This window comes from Roseobacter sp. (assembly GCF_039970775.1).
GTDB lineage: Bacteria > Pseudomonadota > Alphaproteobacteria > Rhodobacterales > Rhodobacteraceae > Roseobacter.
In genome coordinates this window covers 1-20177 of record NZ_JBDVLG010000002.1, presented here as the reverse complement: position 1 = coordinate 20177, position 20177 = coordinate 1, and the positions used below count along the sequence as shown (strand labels likewise).

Sequence of the window (20177 nt, the reverse complement as noted above, 5' to 3'; positions counted from 1 at the left end):
AAGGTGTGATCTATAAATTTCATTGGGAAATTTTAATATGAAAAAATGCACCTTCACGTATTTTTATTGCGCCTCCACTGTGATCGGTCTACATCATCACACAACCGACAAAGGATGTACCGATGCCCCATGACGGACAGACGCCGCCGACCCAAAACACAATTGTGCTGGGCAATCTATTGGAATTAACCGCCGCTGCGTTGCCGCCGATTGATGCGCTCCTTCACACGGCGACCGAGCGGGTCAAAGCAGTTGTCACAACCGATGGCCGCGTGTCAGGGGCGCTCATCGAAGCGCATCAAACGGCGACGCATGGGCTCGCTTGGTTGGCGACCTATGTCCAAGCCTTGCACCAAATGCATGCTTGGGCCGAACGTCTGAGCACCGCAGGCACCTTCGGCGAAACCGAACAGTTGATCCACCAAATCGCGTTTGGCGAATACCTGTCGCAGATCAGCGGCGGCCTGCAAATGAACCAAGGCGAGATGCTGCGGCTTCAGGATCTGGGGATCGGCCCGGCGGATAGCGGCGCTCTCACCAACCCTGCGATTGCGACATTGACCCAACACGGCAACACCCAAGCCGCCCGCACACGACTGGTCGCGTTGATGCAAGAGCACGCCGCGCATGTTATCATCGGCGCATCGGGGTTGGATGATGAATTGGAAATGATACGTGACCAATTCCGGCGTTACGCTATCGAAAAGGTCGAGCCCTACGCCCACGACTGGCACCTCAAAGATGAGCTGATCCCGCTAAACGTGATAGACGAACTGGCCGAAATGGGGGTCTTTGGGTTGACCATTCCCGAAGAATTCGGCGGGTTTGGCCTGTCCAAGGCATCTATGTGCGTGGTGTCCGAGGAACTGTCGCGCGGGTATATCGGGGTCGGCAGTCTGGGCACGCGATCCGAGATCGCCGCGGAACTAATTCTGGCAGGCGGCACGCAAGCCCAAAAAGAAAAATGGCTCCCGCGGTTGGCCCGTGCCGAAACACTGCCAACCGCCGTCTTTACTGAACCAAACACCGGGTCAGATTTAGGCAGCCTACGCACTCGTGCGGTCAAAAATGGCGACGACTATAAGGTCACCGGCAATAAAACTTGGATCACCCACGCCGCCCGCACGCATATGATGACCCTGTTGGCCAGAACCGACCCCGGCACGACAGACTACAAAGGCCTGTCGATGTTTCTGGCCGAAAAGACCCCCGGCACCGATGACGCCCCCTTTCCGACGGCTGGCATGACCGGCGGCGAGATCAAAGTCTTGGGATATCGCGGGATGAAAGAATACGAACTGGCCTTTGATAATTTCCACGTGGATGGCGGCAATTTACTGGGAGGCGAAGAGGGTAAGGGGTTCAAACAACTGATGGAAACCTTTGAATCCGCGCGCATCCAAACCGCCGCCCGTGCGGTGGGTGTGGCGCAATCTGCGTTGGATCTGTCGATGCAATACGCCCAAGACCGCAAGCAATTCGGCAAACCGTTGATCGCCTTCCCACGGGTGTCGGGCAAGTTGGCGATGATGGCCGTAGAGCTGACCATCGCACGGCAACTCACGTATTTCTCGGCCTTCCAAAAGGACCAAGGGCACCGCTGCGACGTCGAGGCTGGCATGGCCAAACTGCTGGGCGCGCGGGTGGCATGGGCTGCGGCAGACAACGGGCTACAGATCCATGGCGGCAACGGTTTTGCCTTGGAATACAAGATCAGCCGCGTGTTGTGTGACGCCCGCATCCTGAACATCTTTGAGGGCGCCGCCGAAATTCAGGCGCAGGTCATTGCGCGCCGGCTGCTAAACTAAACCGGGTGCCAAAATGGCAAGCATCCGCCGACCCATTGGCCCGTAGCGCTGTGCTTTGCCTATGTTAGGTGCAAAATGACGCCTTCGCACTTGCAGCATCACAGCCACCTGCGTATGGCTGAATCATGGCAGCACAACGACTCACCCGACAAAAGTGGATCGATGCAGGGCTTGACGCGCTGGTCGCCCATGGCCCTGTGGCACTTGCGGCCGAACCTTTGGCCCGCGGACTTGGCGCGACAAAAGGGTCCTTCTACTGGCATTTCAAAGACGTCCCCGCCCTACATGATGCGGTCGTCCGGGACTGGCAATCCCGCGCACTGTCGCAGATCGCAGAGGCCCTGTCTCAAACCGGCAATGTCGAAAAACGCCTGCGCGCCTTCGGAAAGCAGTTCCTGTCAGATCGTCAGGACCCCGCGTTTCGAGCGTGGGCGCAAAGCGCACCTGTGGTGGCCCGTGCCGTCGGCGATGTAGATGCCGAGCGTCTGACCTATCTGGTCAACCTTTTGGCACATCTGGGGGTCACGAACCCCGCCTTTGCGCAAAGTTGTTTGGGCGCGCTGATCGGGTTGCCGCAGATACAAGGCAAAACCAAACCGGCGCAGGCGTTTGAAACCATGATTGATCTGGTTCTCGCGCTGAAATGACCCGCGCCACGCTTGCGGGCATCGCCTTTCTCGCAACGTTTGGCGCATTGGCCGCCTGCAAAAACGACGAAACCGTATCTGCCTATGGGGCCGCCGACCGGGTCTGGCACTTGGTCGAGATTGACGAAATCGATGTAACCTATGCGGCAACCCTGCGGTTTCCCGAACCGGGCCAAATCGACGGGGACGGGCCATGCAATCGCTTTCGTGGGGCGATGACAGTACCCTACCCTTGGTTTGACGCCAAAGGCTTGATCGCGACGCGCACCGCGTGCCCAGAGTTGGCAGGCGAAACCCAATATCTGGCAGCTTTGGCCCATATGACGTTGTCAGAAGTGCTGGGTGATACGTTGATCCTGTCTACCCCCGAAGGCCGGACTATGGTGTTTGTAGCCGCCGATTAAACGCCTCGACAAACCGCGCCCGTGCTTCGGGCAAGGGTTTATGACCGCGATCCAACGCAAGATGCCGGCCCAGAAAATACCCCGTGGTATTTAGCGCCACGGCCACTTCGTAGTCATCCCCGTCACCGATACCGCGCAAAATATCCGGCAATGGCAACAGCCGGTCTGCCCACTCTCCCGCTGCATCGCGCGACACGGCCCGCCCTGATTTGGGCGACACATACGCCAGATCATGTTGTTGCCCTGTCACCGCACACGCATCCAGCGCAAGCCCGTACCCCAGTTCGTCCAACAGGCTCAGCTCCCACCGCAGGTAGGCCAACGGCCACAGGTCGGTCTGTTCCAGCAGATCCAAAAGATGTTCTGACTGCACATACAACCGGTGATGCGGTTCCCGTTCTGGCAGACAAAACCCCAGCAACGCCGTCACTGTGTTGAGCCCGGCCAACATCAACCGGTCGGCCATCGCCACCACCGCTCGGCTGCGCACGGGTTCAACCTGAAAACTACCGATATGATCTTCGAGCCGCGCCCGCCAGATGACATCCAGCTGCGCGCCCGGCTGCAAGATCGGGGCAATCTTGCGGCTGGTGCCCCCCCGGACCACGCCTGCATGGCGGCCACGGTCGGGCGTGAACATCTCAATGATCGCAGAGGTTTCGCCGTGACGCCGGGTGCTTAGCAAAATCCCCTGATCACGCCATTCCATCAGGCCAAACCCGGTTGATCCAACATATGGCGGCCCTGCCTGTCTTCGACTTCGACCACCCAGATATCAGGGTCATACCCACGTTGGCGGGCGATGCTATCGTCGACTTCGGCCTCAGCGCCTTGTTGCAAGATCGACCAACTGCGGGTGTCATCCAGCAGGTTGTAAGTGCGTTGGTACACAACGGCCTGCCCATCCAGCCGGTTCAGCTTGACCAACACGCTGCCCGCATTGTCGTCGCCATGGGTCACGATAAAGGCCGGTATATCCTGCCCGCGCAACCGCATCAGATAGGCGTCAATCCAGAACCGCGCGGTCAGCCGAGACATAGCACCCCCATCATTCGCCCCCGCCCATCATTCGTCCACGGCCCACACGGACGGCACCGTGATCACGCATTGCCATCCTTGAATTCCAACCCCATCTGGGAATACCGCTCGGCCTCATCCAGCCAATTGGGGCGCACCTTCACCTGCAAAAACAAATGCACTTTGCGGCCCAGAAATTCTTCTAATTCTTCGCGCGCGGCTTTGGACACCGCCTTGATGGTTTCGCCCTTGTGGCCCAGCACGATGCCCTTGTGGCCATCCCGGATCACATAGATCAGCTGATCAATCTTGGCGGACCCATCTTTGCGCTCTTCCCAACCTTCGGTCTCGACGGTCAACTGATACGGCAGTTCCTGATGCAACCGCAGGGTCAGCTTTTCGCGGGTCATTTCGGCGGCAATCATGCGCATCGGCAGATCAGCGATCTGGTCTTCGGGGTACAGCCACGGGCCCTGCGGGACCTCATTGGCCAACCACCCGCGCAAGGTCTCGATCCCGTGGCCGCGTTCCGCCGAAATAAGGAACGTCTCAACAAAAGCATAACGGTCGTTCAGGTCTTTGGTCAGCCCCAACAGAACCTCAGACTGCACCCGGTCGATCTTGTTAATCGCCAGCGCAACCTTGCGGCCCTGCCCAATGTCGCCCAACCCCTCAAGGATACGTTCGACCCCTTCGGTCACACCGCGCTGCGCCTCGATCAGCAACACGATCACATCCGCATCCGCAGCCCCGCCCCACGCGGCCGCAACCATCGCACGGTCCAACCTGCGGCGCGGCTGAAACAGCCCCGGCGTATCGACAAACACAATCTGCGATTGGCCTTCCATGGCCACGCCACGAATGCGCGCACGCGTGGTTTGGACCTTGTGGGTCACAATCGACACCTTCGCGCCGACCATACGGTTCAGCAACGTGGATTTGCCCGCGTTGGGCTCTCCGATCAGCGCGACAAATCCCGCACGGGTGGTCATTTTGTGTTCTCCAACTCTGACAAGAGATTTCCGGCTGCGGCCTGTTCTGCCTGGCGTTTAGACCCCGCCGTGGCGTGACGGGATTCGCCGGTTTCCAATTGGGCCGCGATGGTGAAAACCGGCGCATGATCAGGCCCCGTACGCGACACCTCGACATAGGCGGGTGGTGGCAACCCCCGCGCCTGCGCCCATTCCTGCAACGCGGTTTTGGCATCGCGCGCGTCGTCTTCGACGTTGTGCAACCGGTCCCCCCAAAGCCGCAAGATCAGCGCCTTGGCGACCTCAAAGCCTCCGTCCATATAGACCGCGGCAAGCACCGCTTCGATCCCGTCGCCCAGCAACGCCTGTTTGCGCCGCCCGCCTGATAGCATCTCGGACCGGCCCAAACGCAACACCGCGCCCAGGTCGATCTGGCGCGCCACGTCGGCGCAGGTCTCTTTACGCACCAACGCATTGAACCGCGGGGCCAGTTGCCCTTCGCTGGCGCCCTTGTCGGACATCAACAGCGCCTCGGCCATCACCAAGCCCAACACCCGGTCACCCAAAAATTCGAGCCGTTGATTGTCGTCGCGGTTGGCCGACGACATCGACGCATGGGTCACCGCCTGCGACAGCAACGCAGGTTGGGCAAACTGATGCCCCAACCTGTCCTGAAAGGACTTTAGTTCAGCCGAGAGCTTCACTCGACAGCCTTAAAGAACCGATCCGCGCGCCATGTCCAGAAGAACAACATGGACCGCCCGGCGGATGAAAACATGATGCGATCTGCCCGGCCAATCAGGTTTGCGTAGGGTACAAACCCGACGCCCTGCACCTGCTGTGCCAACCGGCTGTCCGCAGAATTGTCGCGGTTGTCTCCCATGAAAAAGAAATGCCCTTCGGGAACGCGGTACACGCCCGTGCTGTCCGACGCCTGACGGCCAATGTCCAGCACCGGGTGCTTTACGCCGCCGGGCAGGGTTTCAATTGCGCGCGCTTTGCGGCAAACCCCGCCGTCGCCCACAGCGCCGTTGCTACACCGAGGCCGCCGACCTTCGGGGCCTTGCGGTTCCATGGTTTCTTCGAAAAATCCAGCAGGTTCCTGCGGGGCAGCTTTGTCGTTGATAAAAACAATCCCCTCGCGCATCTGGATGCTATCGCCCGGCAGACCAACCAACCGTTTGATATAATCACGCCCCGAAACCGGATGGCGGAACACCACAACATCGCCGCGTTCGGGTTCGCCCCCAAACAGGCGACCATTCCCACGGTCAAAGACACCACAGATATCTTTGGCATCCACGTTGACGCCAAAGCGCGGCATCACCAAGCTGGGACAAGATGCGTAGGAATATCCATAGGCCATTTTGTTCACAAACAGGAAATCACCCACCAGCAGCGTTTCTTTCATGGACCCAGACGGAATCCAGAATGGTTGGAAGAACAATGTGCGAAACACACCTGCAATCAGCAGAGCATAGACGACGGTCTTGATCGTCTCGACAATTGCATTTTGCTTCTTTTCTTCTTTGGCGGCCATTGGGCGCTCCCATGTATTGCTTTGGGTCTAAATGCGGGGGCGGCGGGGGCGAGTCAAGGTGGGCGCGCGCAGCAGCATCGGCCCCACCCAGACAGTTGGGCAAAATTCACCGGTCAACGCCACGATTTCACCGACATACACTGCCTACAATCACAGGGACGTTACGGCTTGGGGCGGGCTTCGATCACCACAAAGGCCTGCGCCCACGGGTGGTCATCGGTCAGGGTCACGTGGATCACCGCGTCGTGCCCCGCCGGGGTCATCGCGTCGAGCCGGTCTTTGGCCCAACCGGTCACATGCATGACGGGTTGCCCGGTTTTAAGGTTGGTCACCGACATGTCTTTCCACGCGATCCCCATCGCCAATCCGGTCCCCAGCGCCTTGGAACAGGCCTCCTTTGCCGCCCAACGCTTGGCATAGGTGCCGGCCACATCCTTGCGCCGCTCTGCTTTGCGTTGTTCGGTGTCGGTGAAAACCCGGTTGCGGAACCGGTCACCAAACCGATCCAACGTCCCTTGGATACGGTCGATATTCGCCAAATCGGTGCCGATGCCCAGAATCATTGCAACCGCGCGGTCAAGATTTTCACGCTGGCAAATCCGAAGCCCCCTGCAAAGGCCAGATCAAACCACTGGTGCGCGCGTGCGTAGGTCTGCACCACCCACGCGCACCAGATTGCGGCGAACTGCGCCGTGATCATGACCGCGCCTCGTCCATCAGGCGGCGCATCTCAGTGATCGCAGGTTCCAGCCCACGGAAAATGCTCTCGCCGATCAGGAAATGCCCGATATTGAGCTCCATCACCTGCGGGAAGGCCGCGATGGGCTGCACCGTGTCATAGGTCAGCCCGTGACCTGCGTGCACTTCGAGCCCCAGATCATGCGCAAACGCCGACATCTCGCGTAGGCTGGCCAGTTCGCGCGCGTGCGTTTCCATGTCACCTTCTGCAAAGGCATCACAATACGCACCCGTATGCAGCTCAATCACCTGCGCGCCGATACGATGCGCCGCCTCGATCTGCCGTTTGTCGGCCGCGATGAAAATCGACACCCGGCACCCGACATCCCGCAAGGGCGCGATGAAATGCGCCAGCTTATTTTCCTCGCGGGCGACCTCAAGACCGCCCTCGGTGGTGCGCTCTTCGCGTTTTTCCGGCACGATACACACCGCATGCGGTTTGTGGCGCAGCGCAATCGCCTGCATTTCTTCGGTGGCGGCCATTTCAAAGTTCAGGGGCACCGTCAGCACCTCCATCAACCCTTCGATATCCGCATCAGATATGTGGCGACGGTCTTCGCGCAAATGCGCGGTGATCCCATCGGCGCCCGCCTCTTGGGCAATACGCGCCGCGCGCAATGGGTCGGGATAGACCCCACCGCGTGCATTTCGCACCGTTGCCACGTGATCAATATTTACGCCAAGGCGCAGTTTTTCCTGATTGGCCATAAGACAGCCCTCTCTACTCCCCGGTTGGGTTTTCCGCTTTGCGTTTTGCGTCTGCTTTTGCAGCAGCCTTGGCCTTTAGGGCATCAAACTTTGCTTTGATAATACCCTTCCGGCGTTTTTGGTAAACCCGGATCAGCGGAACCGCGATGTAATAACACAGGGTCGCAAAGACGATCCCGGATACGACCCCGCCCACGAAATAGGGAAAGAAGACTTCGTCGTAAAAGACGCTCAACCTTGACCAATCCACCTGCGCATCTGTGAACATCGCAATGAAGTTGTCTTTTAGATCTGCCGCGGCATCCGCAAACTTGCCAACGAAGGACCGGTGCATCCTGTCATCGATCTGATCCCCCAGTATCCAATGCCCGGTGGACAGCGCTGCGACGCCGATCGGCACATATGTCAGTGGGTTGCCAAAAAACGTCCCCATCAGCGAGGCCAACACATTGCCGCGCAAGATAATGGCAACCCCGGCCGCGATGAAAAAATGGAACCCGTAGAATGGCGAAAAGGCTGCGAACACCCCCGCCCAAATGCCCCGTGCGATGCGTTCTGGGCTGCCGGGCAACCGCCGCATCCGGTGTTTGACGTAGTGAAACGCGCGCGTCCACCCCCCGCGTGGCCAGAGAAACTCTGCCACGGCGCGAGGCCAGCTTTTGGGGTCGCGGCGTTTAAAAACCACCCGGTAAGGTCCCTTTCGAGCGTATTGCGGAGTGTTCGAGCGGCAGCAGAACACGTTGAAACAACGGCCAATATCGGCCAAAAAGTAGCGCTATTCCTGTGCCTCCGCCGGATCCTGCGGCAAATTGCGAGAGCGCGAAATCGCAGCCACATCGCCTTCTGCCTCCAGGGTCAGCATCAGCGAATGCAAATGCGCCGCGTCTCTGAGTTCCACATAAATCAGAAGACGGTAAAAGTCAGGTTTCCGATCCACAAATTGTAGGTCTGCGATATTCGCGCCGCTTTCCCCGATCAACGTGCAGATACGTCCCAACGTACCCGAATCGTTGTTCAGCGTCACATTTAGCGTCGCCCCGTAGATAGCCGCGTGCGTGCCTTCGTGCCAGCGCAGATCAAGCCAGCGGTCCAGTTGATCCTCATAAACGCTCAACCTGTCGCAATCGATGGCATGCACCACCACGCCGCGCCCTTTAAAGGTGATGCCGACGATCCGTTCACCCGGCAGCGGCTGACAGCAAAACGCCCGCTCAAACGACTGGCCGGGGGACAGGCCAACAACCGCGCGCCCGGCCTCGATGCCATCACCCGGCGTTGGCGTCAGGTCCGGATAGACAGCCTGCACCACATCCCGGCCCGCAATCTCGGCACTGCCGAGACGCGCCAACAGATCATCCTGATCGCGAAACCGCATATGACGGGCAGCGGTGCTTAGCGCCTTGTCGGTGGCCGTGCGCCCCACATTTTCAAACGCGGATCGCGCCAGTTCCCGGCCAAGCTTCACGAACCGCGCATTGTCTTCGTCGCGCAGCGCCCGGCGAATGGCAGACCGCGCCTTGCCGGTGGTCGCGATATCCAGCCACGTCGCCTGCGGGCTTTGGCCTTCTGCCGTCAAGATTTCAACGTTTTGTCCGTTTTTTAACCGGGTCCACAGCGGCACGCGCATATGGTCGACCTTGGCGCCCACACAGGCGATGCCAATACGCGTATGGATGGCAAAGGCAAAATCAATAGGGGTCGCACCGCGCGGCAGTTTGACCACCTCGCCCTTGGGCGTAAAGCAAAACACCTGGTCCGAATACATCTCGAGCTTGACCGCTTCGAGAAAATCCTGGTGGTCTTCTTCGGCGTCGAACTGTTCGGACAGCTGGGTGATCCATTTGGCCGGGTCGACCGCAAAGGGGTTCTGGCTGCGCACGCCGTCACGATAAGACCAATGCGCCGCAACGCCCGTTTCGGCCACATCATGCATCTGGGTGGTGCGAATCTGCACTTCGACGCGCTTGCCATCCCGTCCCGACACCGTGGTGTGGATAGACCGGTAGCCGTTGGATTTGGGCTGGCTGATGTAGTCCTTGAACCGCCCCGGCACCGCCCGCCACCGTTGGTGAATGGCGCCCAACGTCCGGTAACAGTCTTCTTCGGTGGCGGTCACAACCCGGAACCCGTAAATATCGGACAGGCGCGAAAAGCTCTGTTCTTTTTCTTCCATCTTGCGCCAGATCGAATAGGGCTTTTTGGCGCGACCAAAGACGTCGGCCTCCACGCCCGCCTTGTCCAGTTCCAACCGCATATCGCCAGTGATGCGTTCGATCACATCGCCAGTTTCCTTTTGCAGGTTGATAAAACGGCGGATGATGCTGGCGCGCCCTTCGGGGTTAAGCACCCGGAACGCCAGATCTTCGAGCTCTTCGCGCATCCACTGCATCCCCATCCGGCCAGCAAGGGGGGCGAAGATCTCCATGGTTTCACGGGCTTTTTGCGCCTGTTTCTCAGAACGCATCGCCTTGATCGTGCGCATATTGTGCAGCCGGTCCGACAGCTTGACCAAGATCACCCGCAGATCTTTGGACATCGCCATGAACAGCTTGCGGAAGTTTTCGGCTTGTTTGGTTTCGGTAGAATTCAGCTGCAAATTGGTCAGCTTGGTCACCCCGTCGACCAGCTCAGCCACCTCGACGCCAAACCGGTCTGACACCTCGGCATAGGACGCTTTGGTATCTTCGATGGTATCGTGCAGCAACGCGGTGATGATCGTCGCATCATCCAACCGCTGTTCTGTCAGGATAGCGGCAACCGCCACGGGGTGCGTAAAATACGGCTCGCCCGAGTGGCGCATCTGCCCCTCGTGCATGTCCAGCCCATACGCGTAAGCCGCGCGAATCAGAGATTCATTCGTCTTTGGGTTGTATTCCTTGACGAGGCCGACCAGATCATCCGCAGAAATTTCGAACTGGTCGAGCGTCGTGGTCATCCATCAGCCTCTCGGGCCGGGGTCAGGCTGATATCAGCCTTGCCCTTGCGCTGCCATCAATTGCCGCAAAAGCATCTCTTCGGACATGGTGTCCTCTTCGGGCTTGTCTTGCTCGGCGCCCATCAACAACGCCATCGAATCTTCTTCGGCCTCGTCGACTTCGATCTGGTTCTGGTTGCTTTCAACCAGACGTTCGCGCAACGCATCCGCGCTTTGGGTCTCGTCCGCGATCTCACGCAGGGACACAACAGGGTTTTTGTCGTTGTCACGGTTCACCGTTACCGCCGACCCCGAAGAGATTTCGCGCGCGCGATGTGCCGCCAACATGACCAGTTCAAACCGGTTTGGAACTTTATCGACGCAATCTTCAACAGTGACGCGGGCCATGGAACACTCCATAAAACGGGGGATTTGTCAGAAGGCGCTTGTCTAGGCCCCTTTGGCGAGAATTACAAGGGCATATTGCAACACCCCCGCCGCCGCACGTCCAAACTCGCACAGGCGCCGCCCACTTGGCAAAACGCCCGCCAACTGGAAGACTGCGCAACCAGACAAACGTGGGCACCACAGTATGAAAAAGAACTTTTTGATCACAGGCGCGATTTCCGGCGTCGGCCGGGCATTGGCCAAACATTACATAAAAACCGGGCACACCGTTTGTGTCGCGGGGGATCAAGACCCCCAACTGCCCGCAGTCACGTTTCACCCCTTTCTGGGCTGCGCCAACCCGCAGGCCGTCGATACGGTGCTGGACCAGATCGACCCGGTGCATACGGTGATACATCTGGCCAGTGGCGTGCAGGACGGCCCCATCGACACATTGGATGACGGCACGCTTGAGACAGCCGTGCATATGAACATTCTCGTGCCTATGCTCCTGATCCAACGGCTGAGGCGGCGGTCAAACTGGCCGCTCAAAACCATGCTCGTGACCTCTGGCCTGCGCGACACGCCAAACGCCCAAAGCGCCGTTCAATACGCAACACACTGTGGTCTGGCGTCTCTGGGCGCATCGCTGGTCAGGGACCCGGCCTTGGGCAAGGTTTTGGTCGCCGCAATCCGCCAGCCTCAGACAAAAGACACAGAGGATGCGACTTGGGTCTCGGATCAGATCGTCGCGCTTTCGGGGGGTGCGTTTAAATACAAGGTGGCAGAAGTTTCGACCGCCCCGCCCTATGTCGACGTCATCGAATGCCTTGATGCGGATATGACCCCAATCGCACCTTCAGGCGGGCCCGTCCTCTAGGCGTTGCACCTCTGCGAGGCTCTCGGGTGGTAGCGCCTGCACCATCTGCCGCACCGACACCCCCAACACCGGGTGCACCCAGCCGGGGGCAACATCCGCAAAGGGCACCAAAACAAACGCCCGGTCCTGCACGCGCGGATGCGGCAAGATCAACGTCTCGGGGGCGATGCGCATTTGGTCTTCTAGCGACAAGCCCCGCCAACGCGCATGGGTCGCCGCATCAGGCAAAACCACGTCACCCAAACCGATCAGATCCAGATCAAGCGTGCGCGCCGCCCACCGCTTTTTCCGGGTCCGACCCATACGGGCCTCGACGTCGTGCAGCGCCGTTATCACCGCCTGCGGGGTCATGGTGGTTTCAACGCCAACCACGCCATTGACGTAATCTGCACCGTTGCCCGGCGGGAAGGCTGGCGTCCGATAAAGCGGACTTTCGCACCGAATCACCCCGACGGTCTGGGCGATCGCCGCGATACCCTTTTTTACCGCCTCAAGGGGCGTTCCATGGCCACCTGTCCGGTTTGACCCTAGGGCAACCCACGCAATTGCCCGGATTTGTGGCGGTTTTTCGCCGGATTGGGGGGTGTCGGACTCTTGCAGCAAGATCAAAAAACCCTATTTTTGGCGCATCGGTTTGCGCGTTCAGTACTGAAAATGTTCTGAGACCGCCAGCGACTGTCTCCATCGGAAGGACCAAAAATGTTTTACAAGGACGAACGGCTTGCGCTGTTCATCGACGGCTCGAATCTCTACGCGGCCGCAAAGTCACTGGGCTTTGACATCGACTACAAACTGCTGCGTCAAGAATTCATGCGTCGGGGCAAGCTGCTGCGCGCCTTCTACTACACCGCTCTTTTGGAAAACGATGAATATTCGCCCATCCGTCCACTGGTGGACTGGCTGAATTACAACGGCTTCACGATGGTGACGAAACCCGCCAAAGAATACACCGACAGCATGGGCCGCCGAAAGGTGAAGGGCAACATGGACATCGAGCTGGCCGTCGACGCGATGGAACTGGCCCCCCGGATTGACCACATCGTGTTGTTTTCCGGTGATGGCGATTTCCGCCCACTGATCGAAAGCCTGCAACGGTCTGGCGTGCGGGTTTCGGTGGTCTCTACGATCCGCAGCCAACCGCCCATGATCTCTGATGACCTGCGCCGTCAGGCCGATAACTTCATCGAGCTCGACGAACTCAAAGACGTGATCGGGCGCCCGCCGCGCGATATACCTGACGCAGTCCACGACTGATCTCTTTTGGTGCGGCATGTCACGCTGGACGCTGCCGCGCCAAAGCCTTAACTCTGGTTTCGTGATACAGTGCGCACCCACCAGCGCGACCAGCGGAGCACAGACATGACCAAGCCACCCCTGACCTTATATCTCGCCGCGCCCCGTGGGTTTTGTGCGGGCGTGGATCGGGCCATCAAGATCGTGGAAATGGCATTGGAAAAATGGGGTGCGCCTGTCTATGTGCGCCACGAAATCGTACATAATAAATTCGTCGTTGATGGGTTGCGTGACAAAGGTGCTGTGTTTGTCGAAGAACTCGACGATTGCCCAGATGACCGGCCCGTCATTTTTTCGGCCCACGGTGTGCCCAAAGCAGTGCCCGCCGCCGCCGCCGCGCGCGAGATGATCTATGTGGATGCCACCTGCCCGTTGGTCAGCAAGGTCCATATCGAAGCCCAACGGCATGCGGACGCAGGTTTGCAGATGATTATGATCGGCCACGCGGGGCATCCTGAAACCGTTGGCACCATGGGCCAGTTGCCCCCCGGAGAAGTCCTGCTGGTTGAAACCCCGCAGGATGTCGCCACGGTACCGGTGCGCGACCCTGCGCGGCTGGCCTATGTCACGCAAACCACGCTCAGCGTCGATGACACCGCTGATGTGGTCGCGGCCTTGCAAGACCGGTTCCCCGATATCGTCGGCCCGCACAAAGAAGACATCTGCTATGCCACTACCAACCGCCAAGAGGCCGTCAAGGCGATCGCCCCTAAATGCGATGCGATGTTGGTTGTGGGCGCGCCCAATTCCAGCAACTCCAAACGGTTGGTCGAGGTCGGCGCCCGCGCCGGGTGCCAATACGCCCAGCTGGTGCAACGGGCCACCGACATCGATTGGCGCGCGCTGGATGGCATTCGCAGCATTGGCATCACGGCGGGGGCTTCTGCGCCTGAGGTCTTGATCAACGAAGTCGTCGATGCATTTTCCCAACATTACGACGTCACCCGCGAGATCGTAGAAACCGCCGTCGAAAACGTCGAATTCAAAGTCCCACGGGTGCTGCGAGTGCCCGCATGATACTCGCCCATTGCCGCTCGGCACACCGCACAGGCGCATCAAACACCACCCGGTTTCATACGCGGGTTTTGCGCCACACCGCCCGCCACCAAACAAACCACCCCGTACGGGAACACCCATGAAACGCATCCCCACAGCGCCTCTTGTCCTTGGCCTTGCTGGTCTGATCCCGTTTATCTGGGGCGCCGTCACCTACCTCAACACCCCGCTGGCGAATTGGGGCGCGCAGGCTTTGGGCGCGCGGTTCATTGGCCCCTACGTGCAGTTGTTTTACGGGTCCGTCATCTTGTCTTTCATGTCGGGCGTGCTGTGGGGGTTCGCCACCAAAACATCCGGGGCACGTGCGGCCACAGGGTACGGGCTGGCCGTGGTGCCTGCGCTTTGGGCATTTTTCATGACGGGTGGAGGGCCGACCACCGCAGGGCTAAACCTGATCTTTGGGTTCGCCGGGGTGCTGGTGCTGGATTTTGCGTTTTACAAATGGGGGCTGACACCGCGTTGGTGGATGTCACTGCGGGTCTTGTTGACGGGCATCGTCATCGCTTGTCTGGCCGTTGGGGTCTACCTATGAGCGATGCAGAAACGCTTCGGGTTTACGCGCAACGCGCACAGGACTACGCAGATCGCTTTACCTCCAACACCACGCCCCCGCTGCTGCGCGCCTTTATCGCAGACCTGCCCGCCGGTGGTCATGCGCTTGATCTGGGCTGCGGGCCGGGGCACGCGGCGGCCGCAATGGCGGGCGCGGGGTTGCGCGTTACCGCGCTTGATCCGGTGGCCGAAATGGTGGCTCTTGCGAGCGCACACGCAGGTGTCGACACCCAAATAGCCGGGTTCGACGACATCGCAGGCACCAATATCTACGATGGCATCTGGGCGAATTTTTCGCTGCTGCATGCGCCACGGCCAGATATGCCGCGCCACCTTGCCGCGTTGGTCGCGGCGCTAAAACCCGGCGGGCGGTTCCATATTGGCCTGAAAACCGGCACCGGATCGCGACGCGACCCCATTGGGCGGCTTTATACCTACTACACTGATGTCGAATTGACCCAGCTGCTGCAAAACGCCGGGCTGACGATCACCGATAGGACCACCGGGAGTGGAAAGGGTCTTGACGGTGTCGAAGCGCCATGGATATGCGTCGCGGCACATGGCTAGATTATTTGCATATACAGATGGCGCCTGTTCAGGCAATCCGGGGCCCGGCGGCTGGGGCGCATTGCTGCGCGCAATGGACGGCGACACCGTCAAGAAAGAGCGCGAGCTAAAGGGCGGCGAACCTCACACCACCAACAACCGGATGGAATTGCTGGCCGCGATCAACGCGTTAGAATCGCTGCAACGGCGCAGCACCATCACCATCGTGACCGACAGCAACTATGTGAAAAACGGGATCACCTCGTGGATCTTCGGCTGGAAGAAAAACGGCTGGAAAAACGCAGCGAAAAAACCGGTGGCCAATGCAGAACTGTGGCAACGTCTGGACATCGCCAACGCGCGCCATGATGTGACCTGGGAATGGGTCAAAGGCCACGCGGGCCACCCCGAAAACGAACGCGCCGACCAGTTGGCGCGCGATGGCATGGCACCCTTCAAAACATCCAATGCGTGATGTGGCCTGCCCCGTTGCGGTGCATCTTGATGGGGTGCCGCGGCGGATTGCGGCGTTTGAACACCCCCAAGCCGGATTGCAGATCGTCAAGGGCGGCGTGCGTCCTGACGAACGCCCAGACCAAGCCGCCGCGCGCGAATTGTTCGAGGAAACCGGCCTTGAAACCCGCGCCGCCGTCTATCTGGGGCACAGCGACGATATCGTCGATCAACAGCGCTGGCATTTCACCCTATGCCGGCTGGCGGGCCCGCTCCGGGATCAATGGCAACATTTATGCGCAGACGATGGCGGGCATCTGTTGCGCTGTTTTTGGGTGCCGCTAGATCAGCCCCTGCCAACAGGGTTTGCCCCGCAATATGACCGGGCGCTGCACTGGATGAGAGCAGCCCTATGACGTTGATCGCGTTCCTCGACTATACATCGGTGTTTATCTTTGCCCTGACGGGCGCGTTGGTGGCCAGCCGCCAACAGCTGGACCTTGTGGGGTTTGCATTCGTGGCCTGCCTGACGGCTGTGGGCGGGGGCACCGTGCGCGATGTGCTGTTAGACCGCAATCCTATCTTTTGGATCGCCCAACCGGCGTATATCGGGGTGGCCTGCGCCGCCGCGCTGCTGGTCTTTGTGACCGCTCATTTGTTTGAGAGCCGGTTAAAGGCGCTCATTTGGCTCGATAGTTTTGCACTGGCTGTAGCGGTGCCTGCGGGGACCGGTGCCGCCATCGCCATGGGCCAGCCCATGCCCGTGGTGGTGTTGATGGGCACAATCACCGGATGCATGGGCGGGCTGCTGCGCGATGTGGTGCTGGATGATGTGCCCTTGGTCTTGCGGCAGGGTGAGCTTTACGTCACCGCAGCCTTTGCAGGGTCCGCCGCCGCGGCATTTGCCCAGCCGCATTTTGCCGGTGTGCTGGTTCCCTTGATGATCTGCGCGGGTGTTACTTGGGCGTTACGCGCGGGCTCATTGGCCTTTGGCTGGCGCCTACCCGTCTACAAAAGCCGCCCGCCCCGCAGCTAACGGCACACACCTAAACGCGCCCATTTCCCTACACGACCCCAGACAAACTCCGCGCACAGATCGCCCTCTCCCAAAAGCGCTCCTCAACATCGAACGTAAAAAAGCTGCTTATCGTGCGTGACACGACCGCATTCCGCTCTTAGTGTCGGTCCACTACACAAGCGGGTGGAGACCCGTAACGTCAAATGGGAGGTTCCAATGACACAATCTTTTTTCAAGGCCTTGATGGCAGGTGCCGTCTTGTCTGCCGGCATGACTGGCGGCGCTTATGCGGCAGAATGCATCGCCCCAGCAAACCCCGGTGGTGGCTGGGATTTCACCTGCCGTCAAATCGGCAAAATCATGTATGACATCGGTGCCGTAGAAAAGCCCGTGCAGGTCACCAACATGCCCGGCGCTGGCGGTGGTTTGGCCTATAACCACGTCGTAGCAGAACGCACAGATGACGCAGATGTGATCATCGCGGCCTCCTCGGCGACAACAACACGGTTGGCCCAAAACGCATATGCCGGGATGACCGCCGATCAGGTCCGTTTTGTCGGGGCCATTGGTGCCGATCCGGGCGTGATCGTTGTTGCGGCTGACAGCGAATACAAATCGCTGGGCGATCTGGTAGAGGCCATCAAGGCAGACCCCGGTTCTGTTGCCTTTGCTGGCGGGTCCGCGGTTGGTGGGTTTGATCACCTCAAACCCCTGATGGTTCTCAAAGAAGGCGGGTTCACCGACATCGCCAAGGTCAAATACATCGGCGTTGATGGCGGCGCAGATGCAATCACCCAAACGGTTGGTGGCTTTACCCAAGCGATGACGGGCGACATGTCTGAAATCATATCGTTCTTGTCGAACGGCGACATCCGCGTGGTCGCAGTGCTCACCGACGAGCGCGTGCCTGGCTTTGACGACATCCCCACAGCCAAAGAGCAAGGCTTTGACGTGGTCGCCGTAAACTGGCGCGGCCTCTATGTACCCAAAGACATCCCGGACGCCAAGTTCGATGAATGGGCCGGTAAACTGCAGCAGGTCGCGGACAGCCCCGAATGGGCACAAGCCATGTCAGACAACGGTCTGGCGCCTTTCACCAAAGTGGGCGGTGATTTCCAGGCCTACGTGGACGGCCTTGTGGCTGACATCAACGCGATGTCAAAAGAGCTGGGAGTGATCCAGTAATGGCATCTGACCGGATTTTTGGTCTGGTCTGTCTGATGACGGCGGTCGCTTATATCGCGGCCGCCACCCAGATCCAGACGAACTTTTTCTCGGGCGAGCTCTTGCCCAAGTTATTCCCCCTGATGATCGGCACAATTGCCGCGCTGTGTTCGCTGAGCATTATGTTCAAACCGGACCCGGACCCAGATTGGCCAATCGGGCGCACGTGGATCGCAATGGGCCTCGCCGTTTTGGTGCTTTGCGTCTACGCCGTGTTGATCACACCGCTAGGGTTCATCGGGCCCACAGCCATCGCCGCGGGCATCCTGAGCTATCAGATCTCGCCGCGTGTAAAGCCGGCAATTCTGGCCGGGGTTGGCCTGTCGCTAGGGTTATTTGTGCTCTTTAGGTTCGCTTTGGGGCTCGGCAACATCATCGCATATAAAATCCCGACCCCAGCCAAACTGTGGGACGCGATCACAATACTCATTCCGTTCGTGGGGCACTAAAATGGATATCCTTGCCAACCTCGCGCTGGGGTTTTCCGTAGCGCTTTCACCCTTCACACTGTTTCTGGCCGTCTGTGGCTGCTTTTTAGGGACGATCATCGGTGCATTGCCGGGTTTGGGCCCATCCAACGGCGTGGCCATCCTAATCCCGATCACATTTACCCTTGGCCTCGATGCAACCTCAGCACTGGTGCTGATGACATCAGTTTACTACGGCGCAATGTACGGCGGCCGGATCAGTTCGATCTTGCTGAACATTCCCGGCGATGAACCGGCCCTTATGACCACGCTTGATGGGTACCCTATGGCCAAACAGGGCCGCGCAGGCGACGCGCTGGTGTTGTCAGGTGTCGCGTCTTTCGTCGGCGCGCTGCTGGCCACCATCGCACTGATGTTTCTGGCACCGTCTTTGGCGCGAGTTGCGTTTTATTTTGGCCCTGCTGAATATTTCGCACTGTATCTTTTGGCCTTCTGCACCTTGGGTGGAATGGCGTCGAACAACCAAGCCAAAGCGGCGCTGGCCGCCTGCATAGGGTTGGGCATCGCCATGATCGGCGTTGATTCGTCGTCAGGTCTGCCGCGGTTGACCGGCGGGAACCTCCACCTGTTTGACGGGATCGATTTCCTGGTCGCGATTGTTGGCCTGTTCGCCATCGCCGAGGTGTTCTTTTTCATCGAAAGCCACGGCAAAGGGTCATCCATTGGTGTGAAACTCGACAAGGTGCGCATCCCATGGAAAGACATCATGGAGACCAAATGGACCATGCTGCGCGCCTCTGCGGTCGGGTTCATCGCGGGCGTTCTGCCGGGTGCAGGCGCGTCACTGGGGTCGTTCCTTGCGTATATGACAGAAAAATCGATCGCAGGTGAAAAGGGCGGCTTCGGGACCGGTGTGCCAAAGGGCATCGCAGCCCCCGAAGCAGGCAATAACTCCGCCGCTGGCGGGGCGCTGGTGCCTATGTTGACGCTGGGCGTGCCGGGGTCGGGGACGACAGCCGTGTTGCTGGCGCTGCTGATGACGTTGAACATCACACCGGGGCCCACGCTATTCACCGAACGGGCGGACGTTGTCTGGGGCCTGATCGCATCATTGCTGATTGCGAACGTGGTGCTTTTGCTGATGAACGTGCCGATGGTGAAGATATTCGTCAAAATCCTGTCGGTGCCTGCATGGGTGCTGCTGCCCGGCGTCACGATGATTTCCTTTGTCGGGATCTACTCGCTCTCTGGCAGCTACTTTGACCTGATGCTGATGGTTGGATTTGGCGTGTTAGGTTACACCCTGCGCAAACTGGATGTCCCCACCGTTCCGGTGATCTTGGGCATCTTGCTGGGTGGAAACATGGAAGACGCCCTGCGGCGCGCCATGACCCTATCAGATGGCGACCCCACCTATCTGTTCTCAAGCCCTATCGCGATTACGCTCTGGGTTGCAGCTATAGCTGGGTTTGTCGCGCCGATATTCCTGCGCAAGATCCTCAAAAAACCTGCACGGGTCGCGGACTGATGGGCGGCGACGCCGCCCAGCCCGGCAAAGCCGGGCATCGCCGGGGGGGCGGGGGGGGGGGGGCG

26 protein-coding genes are annotated in these 20177 nt (G+C 59.4%); 14 read left to right on the top strand and 12 right to left on the bottom strand.

The window, feature by feature from the left end; genetic code table 11:
• Positions 1-122 precede the first annotated feature (122 nt).
• From ABJH13_RS00325 to ABJH13_RS00315, 3 genes are all read left to right on the top strand, one after another.
• The gene (locus tag ABJH13_RS00325; RefSeq protein WP_348404219.1) at positions 123-1808 is read left to right on the top strand and encodes an acyl-CoA dehydrogenase family protein; all 1686 of its coding nucleotides are present in this window, start codon (positions 123-125) and stop codon (positions 1806-1808) included.
• Positions 1809-1933: 125 nt separating this feature from the next.
• Positions 1934-2455, top strand: coding sequence for a TetR/AcrR family transcriptional regulator (locus ABJH13_RS00320; RefSeq protein ID WP_348404218.1), 522 nt, complete (start codon positions 1934-1936; stop codon positions 2453-2455).
• On the top strand, positions 2452-2859 hold the full coding sequence (locus tag ABJH13_RS00315) for an META domain-containing protein (RefSeq protein ID WP_348404217.1): 408 nt from the start codon (positions 2452-2454) through the stop codon (positions 2857-2859). Before ABJH13_RS00320 ends, ABJH13_RS00315 begins: the two co-directional genes overlap by 4 nt.
• Here ABJH13_RS00315 and recO read toward each other — a convergent pair.
• From recO to rpoZ, 11 genes are all read right to left on the bottom strand, one after another.
• Positions 2834-3568, bottom strand: a complete 735-nt coding sequence (recO, locus tag ABJH13_RS00310; RefSeq protein WP_348404216.1) for a DNA repair protein RecO — start codon at positions 3566-3568, stop codon at positions 2834-2836. The two genes, ABJH13_RS00315 and recO, sit on opposite strands and share 26 nt — an antisense overlap.
• Positions 3568-3897, bottom strand: a complete 330-nt coding sequence (locus ABJH13_RS00305) for a DUF1491 family protein (protein WP_348404215.1) — start codon at positions 3895-3897, stop codon at positions 3568-3570. Before ABJH13_RS00305 ends, recO begins: the two co-directional genes overlap by 1 nt.
• Before the next feature lie 62 nt (positions 3898-3959).
• Positions 3960-4868 carry a GTPase Era gene (era, locus tag ABJH13_RS00300; RefSeq protein ID WP_348404214.1) on the bottom strand — a complete coding sequence of 303 codons (909 nt, stop codon included), beginning with the start codon at positions 4866-4868 and terminating at the stop codon, positions 3960-3962.
• Entirely contained in the window at positions 4865-5551 is a 687-nt protein-coding gene (gene rnc, locus ABJH13_RS00295; protein ID WP_348404213.1) for a ribonuclease III, read from the bottom strand. The genes era and rnc overlap by 4 nt, the downstream gene beginning before the upstream one ends.
• Positions 5548-6387: a signal peptidase I gene (gene lepB / locus ABJH13_RS00290; RefSeq protein ID WP_348404212.1), complete on the bottom strand. Its 840-nt coding sequence runs from the start codon at positions 6385-6387 to the stop codon at positions 5548-5550. Before lepB ends, rnc begins: the two co-directional genes overlap by 4 nt.
• A gap of 161 nt (positions 6388-6548) precedes the next feature.
• Entirely contained in the window at positions 6549-6950 is a 402-nt protein-coding gene (acpS, locus tag ABJH13_RS00285; RefSeq protein WP_348404211.1) for a holo-ACP synthase, read from the bottom strand.
• A complete protein-coding gene (locus ABJH13_RS00280) occupies positions 6947-7087 on the bottom strand; it encodes a hypothetical protein (protein WP_348404210.1) in 141 nt (46 codons plus the stop codon). The genes acpS and ABJH13_RS00280 overlap by 4 nt, the downstream gene beginning before the upstream one ends.
• A complete protein-coding gene (locus ABJH13_RS00275) occupies positions 7084-7833 on the bottom strand; it encodes a pyridoxine 5'-phosphate synthase (protein WP_348404209.1) in 750 nt (249 codons plus the stop codon). The genes ABJH13_RS00280 and ABJH13_RS00275 overlap by 4 nt, the downstream gene beginning before the upstream one ends.
• A 13-nt stretch (positions 7834-7846) precedes the next feature.
• Complete coding sequence (locus tag ABJH13_RS00270) at positions 7847-8518, bottom strand: DUF2062 domain-containing protein (protein ID WP_348404208.1); 672 nt, start codon at positions 8516-8518, stop codon at positions 7847-7849.
• Between the two features lie 90 nt (positions 8519-8608).
• A complete protein-coding gene (locus ABJH13_RS00265; RefSeq protein ID WP_348404207.1) occupies positions 8609-10768 on the bottom strand; it encodes a bifunctional (p)ppGpp synthetase/guanosine-3',5'-bis(diphosphate) 3'-pyrophosphohydrolase in 2160 nt (719 codons plus the stop codon).
• A 33-nt stretch (positions 10769-10801) separates the two neighbouring features.
• Positions 10802-11155, bottom strand: a complete 354-nt coding sequence (gene rpoZ, locus ABJH13_RS00260) for a DNA-directed RNA polymerase subunit omega (RefSeq protein ID WP_348404206.1) — start codon at positions 11153-11155, stop codon at positions 10802-10804.
• A 184-nt stretch (positions 11156-11339) separates the two neighbouring features.
• Here rpoZ and ABJH13_RS00255 point away from each other — a divergent pair, with 184 nt between their 5' ends.
• Complete coding sequence (locus ABJH13_RS00255) at positions 11340-12014, top strand: SDR family NAD(P)-dependent oxidoreductase (RefSeq protein WP_348404205.1); 675 nt, start codon at positions 11340-11342, stop codon at positions 12012-12014.
• Here ABJH13_RS00255 and folK read toward each other — a convergent pair.
• The gene (gene folK, locus ABJH13_RS00250; RefSeq protein ID WP_348404204.1) at positions 11994-12617 is read right to left on the bottom strand and encodes a 2-amino-4-hydroxy-6-hydroxymethyldihydropteridine diphosphokinase; all 624 of its coding nucleotides are present in this window, start codon (positions 12615-12617) and stop codon (positions 11994-11996) included. The genes ABJH13_RS00255 and folK overlap by 21 nt on opposite strands.
• A 96-nt stretch (positions 12618-12713) precedes the next feature.
• Between folK and ABJH13_RS00245 the strand changes: the two genes are divergently transcribed.
• The 10 genes from ABJH13_RS00245 to ABJH13_RS00200 all read left to right on the top strand — a co-directional run bounded on the left by ABJH13_RS00245 (position 12714) and on the right by ABJH13_RS00200 (position 20112).
• Positions 12714-13268 carry an NYN domain-containing protein gene (locus ABJH13_RS00245; RefSeq protein ID WP_348404203.1) on the top strand — a complete coding sequence of 185 codons (555 nt, stop codon included), beginning with the start codon at positions 12714-12716 and terminating at the stop codon, positions 13266-13268.
• A gap of 105 nt (positions 13269-13373) precedes the next feature.
• Complete coding sequence (gene ispH / locus ABJH13_RS00240; RefSeq protein ID WP_348404202.1) at positions 13374-14324, top strand: 4-hydroxy-3-methylbut-2-enyl diphosphate reductase; 951 nt, start codon at positions 13374-13376, stop codon at positions 14322-14324.
• A gap of 118 nt (positions 14325-14442) precedes the next feature.
• Positions 14443-14895 carry a DUF3429 domain-containing protein gene (locus tag ABJH13_RS00235; RefSeq protein WP_348404201.1) on the top strand — a complete coding sequence of 151 codons (453 nt, stop codon included), beginning with the start codon at positions 14443-14445 and terminating at the stop codon, positions 14893-14895.
• Entirely contained in the window at positions 14892-15482 is a 591-nt protein-coding gene (locus ABJH13_RS00230; protein WP_348404200.1) for a class I SAM-dependent methyltransferase, read from the top strand. Before ABJH13_RS00235 ends, ABJH13_RS00230 begins: the two co-directional genes overlap by 4 nt.
• The gene (gene rnhA, locus ABJH13_RS00225) at positions 15475-15936 is read left to right on the top strand and encodes a ribonuclease HI (RefSeq protein ID WP_348404199.1); all 462 of its coding nucleotides are present in this window, start codon (positions 15475-15477) and stop codon (positions 15934-15936) included. The genes ABJH13_RS00230 and rnhA overlap by 8 nt, the downstream gene beginning before the upstream one ends.
• The gene (locus ABJH13_RS00220) at positions 15929-16330 is read left to right on the top strand and encodes an NUDIX domain-containing protein (protein ID WP_348404198.1); all 402 of its coding nucleotides are present in this window, start codon (positions 15929-15931) and stop codon (positions 16328-16330) included. Before rnhA ends, ABJH13_RS00220 begins: the two co-directional genes overlap by 8 nt.
• A complete protein-coding gene (locus ABJH13_RS00215; RefSeq protein ID WP_348404197.1) occupies positions 16327-16950 on the top strand; it encodes a trimeric intracellular cation channel family protein in 624 nt (207 codons plus the stop codon). The genes ABJH13_RS00220 and ABJH13_RS00215 overlap by 4 nt, the downstream gene beginning before the upstream one ends.
• 198 nt (positions 16951-17148) lie before the next feature.
• Positions 17149-18117, top strand: a complete 969-nt coding sequence (locus ABJH13_RS00210) for a tripartite tricarboxylate transporter substrate-binding protein (RefSeq protein ID WP_348404196.1) — start codon at positions 17149-17151, stop codon at positions 18115-18117.
• On the top strand, positions 18117-18605 hold the full coding sequence (locus ABJH13_RS00205; RefSeq protein ID WP_348404195.1) for a tripartite tricarboxylate transporter TctB family protein: 489 nt from the start codon (positions 18117-18119) through the stop codon (positions 18603-18605). The genes ABJH13_RS00210 and ABJH13_RS00205 overlap by 1 nt, the downstream gene beginning before the upstream one ends.
• 1 nt (position 18606) lies before the next feature.
• Complete coding sequence (locus ABJH13_RS00200) at positions 18607-20112, top strand: tripartite tricarboxylate transporter permease (protein WP_348404194.1); 1506 nt, start codon at positions 18607-18609, stop codon at positions 20110-20112.
• The last annotated feature ends 65 nt before the right edge of the window (positions 20113-20177 follow it).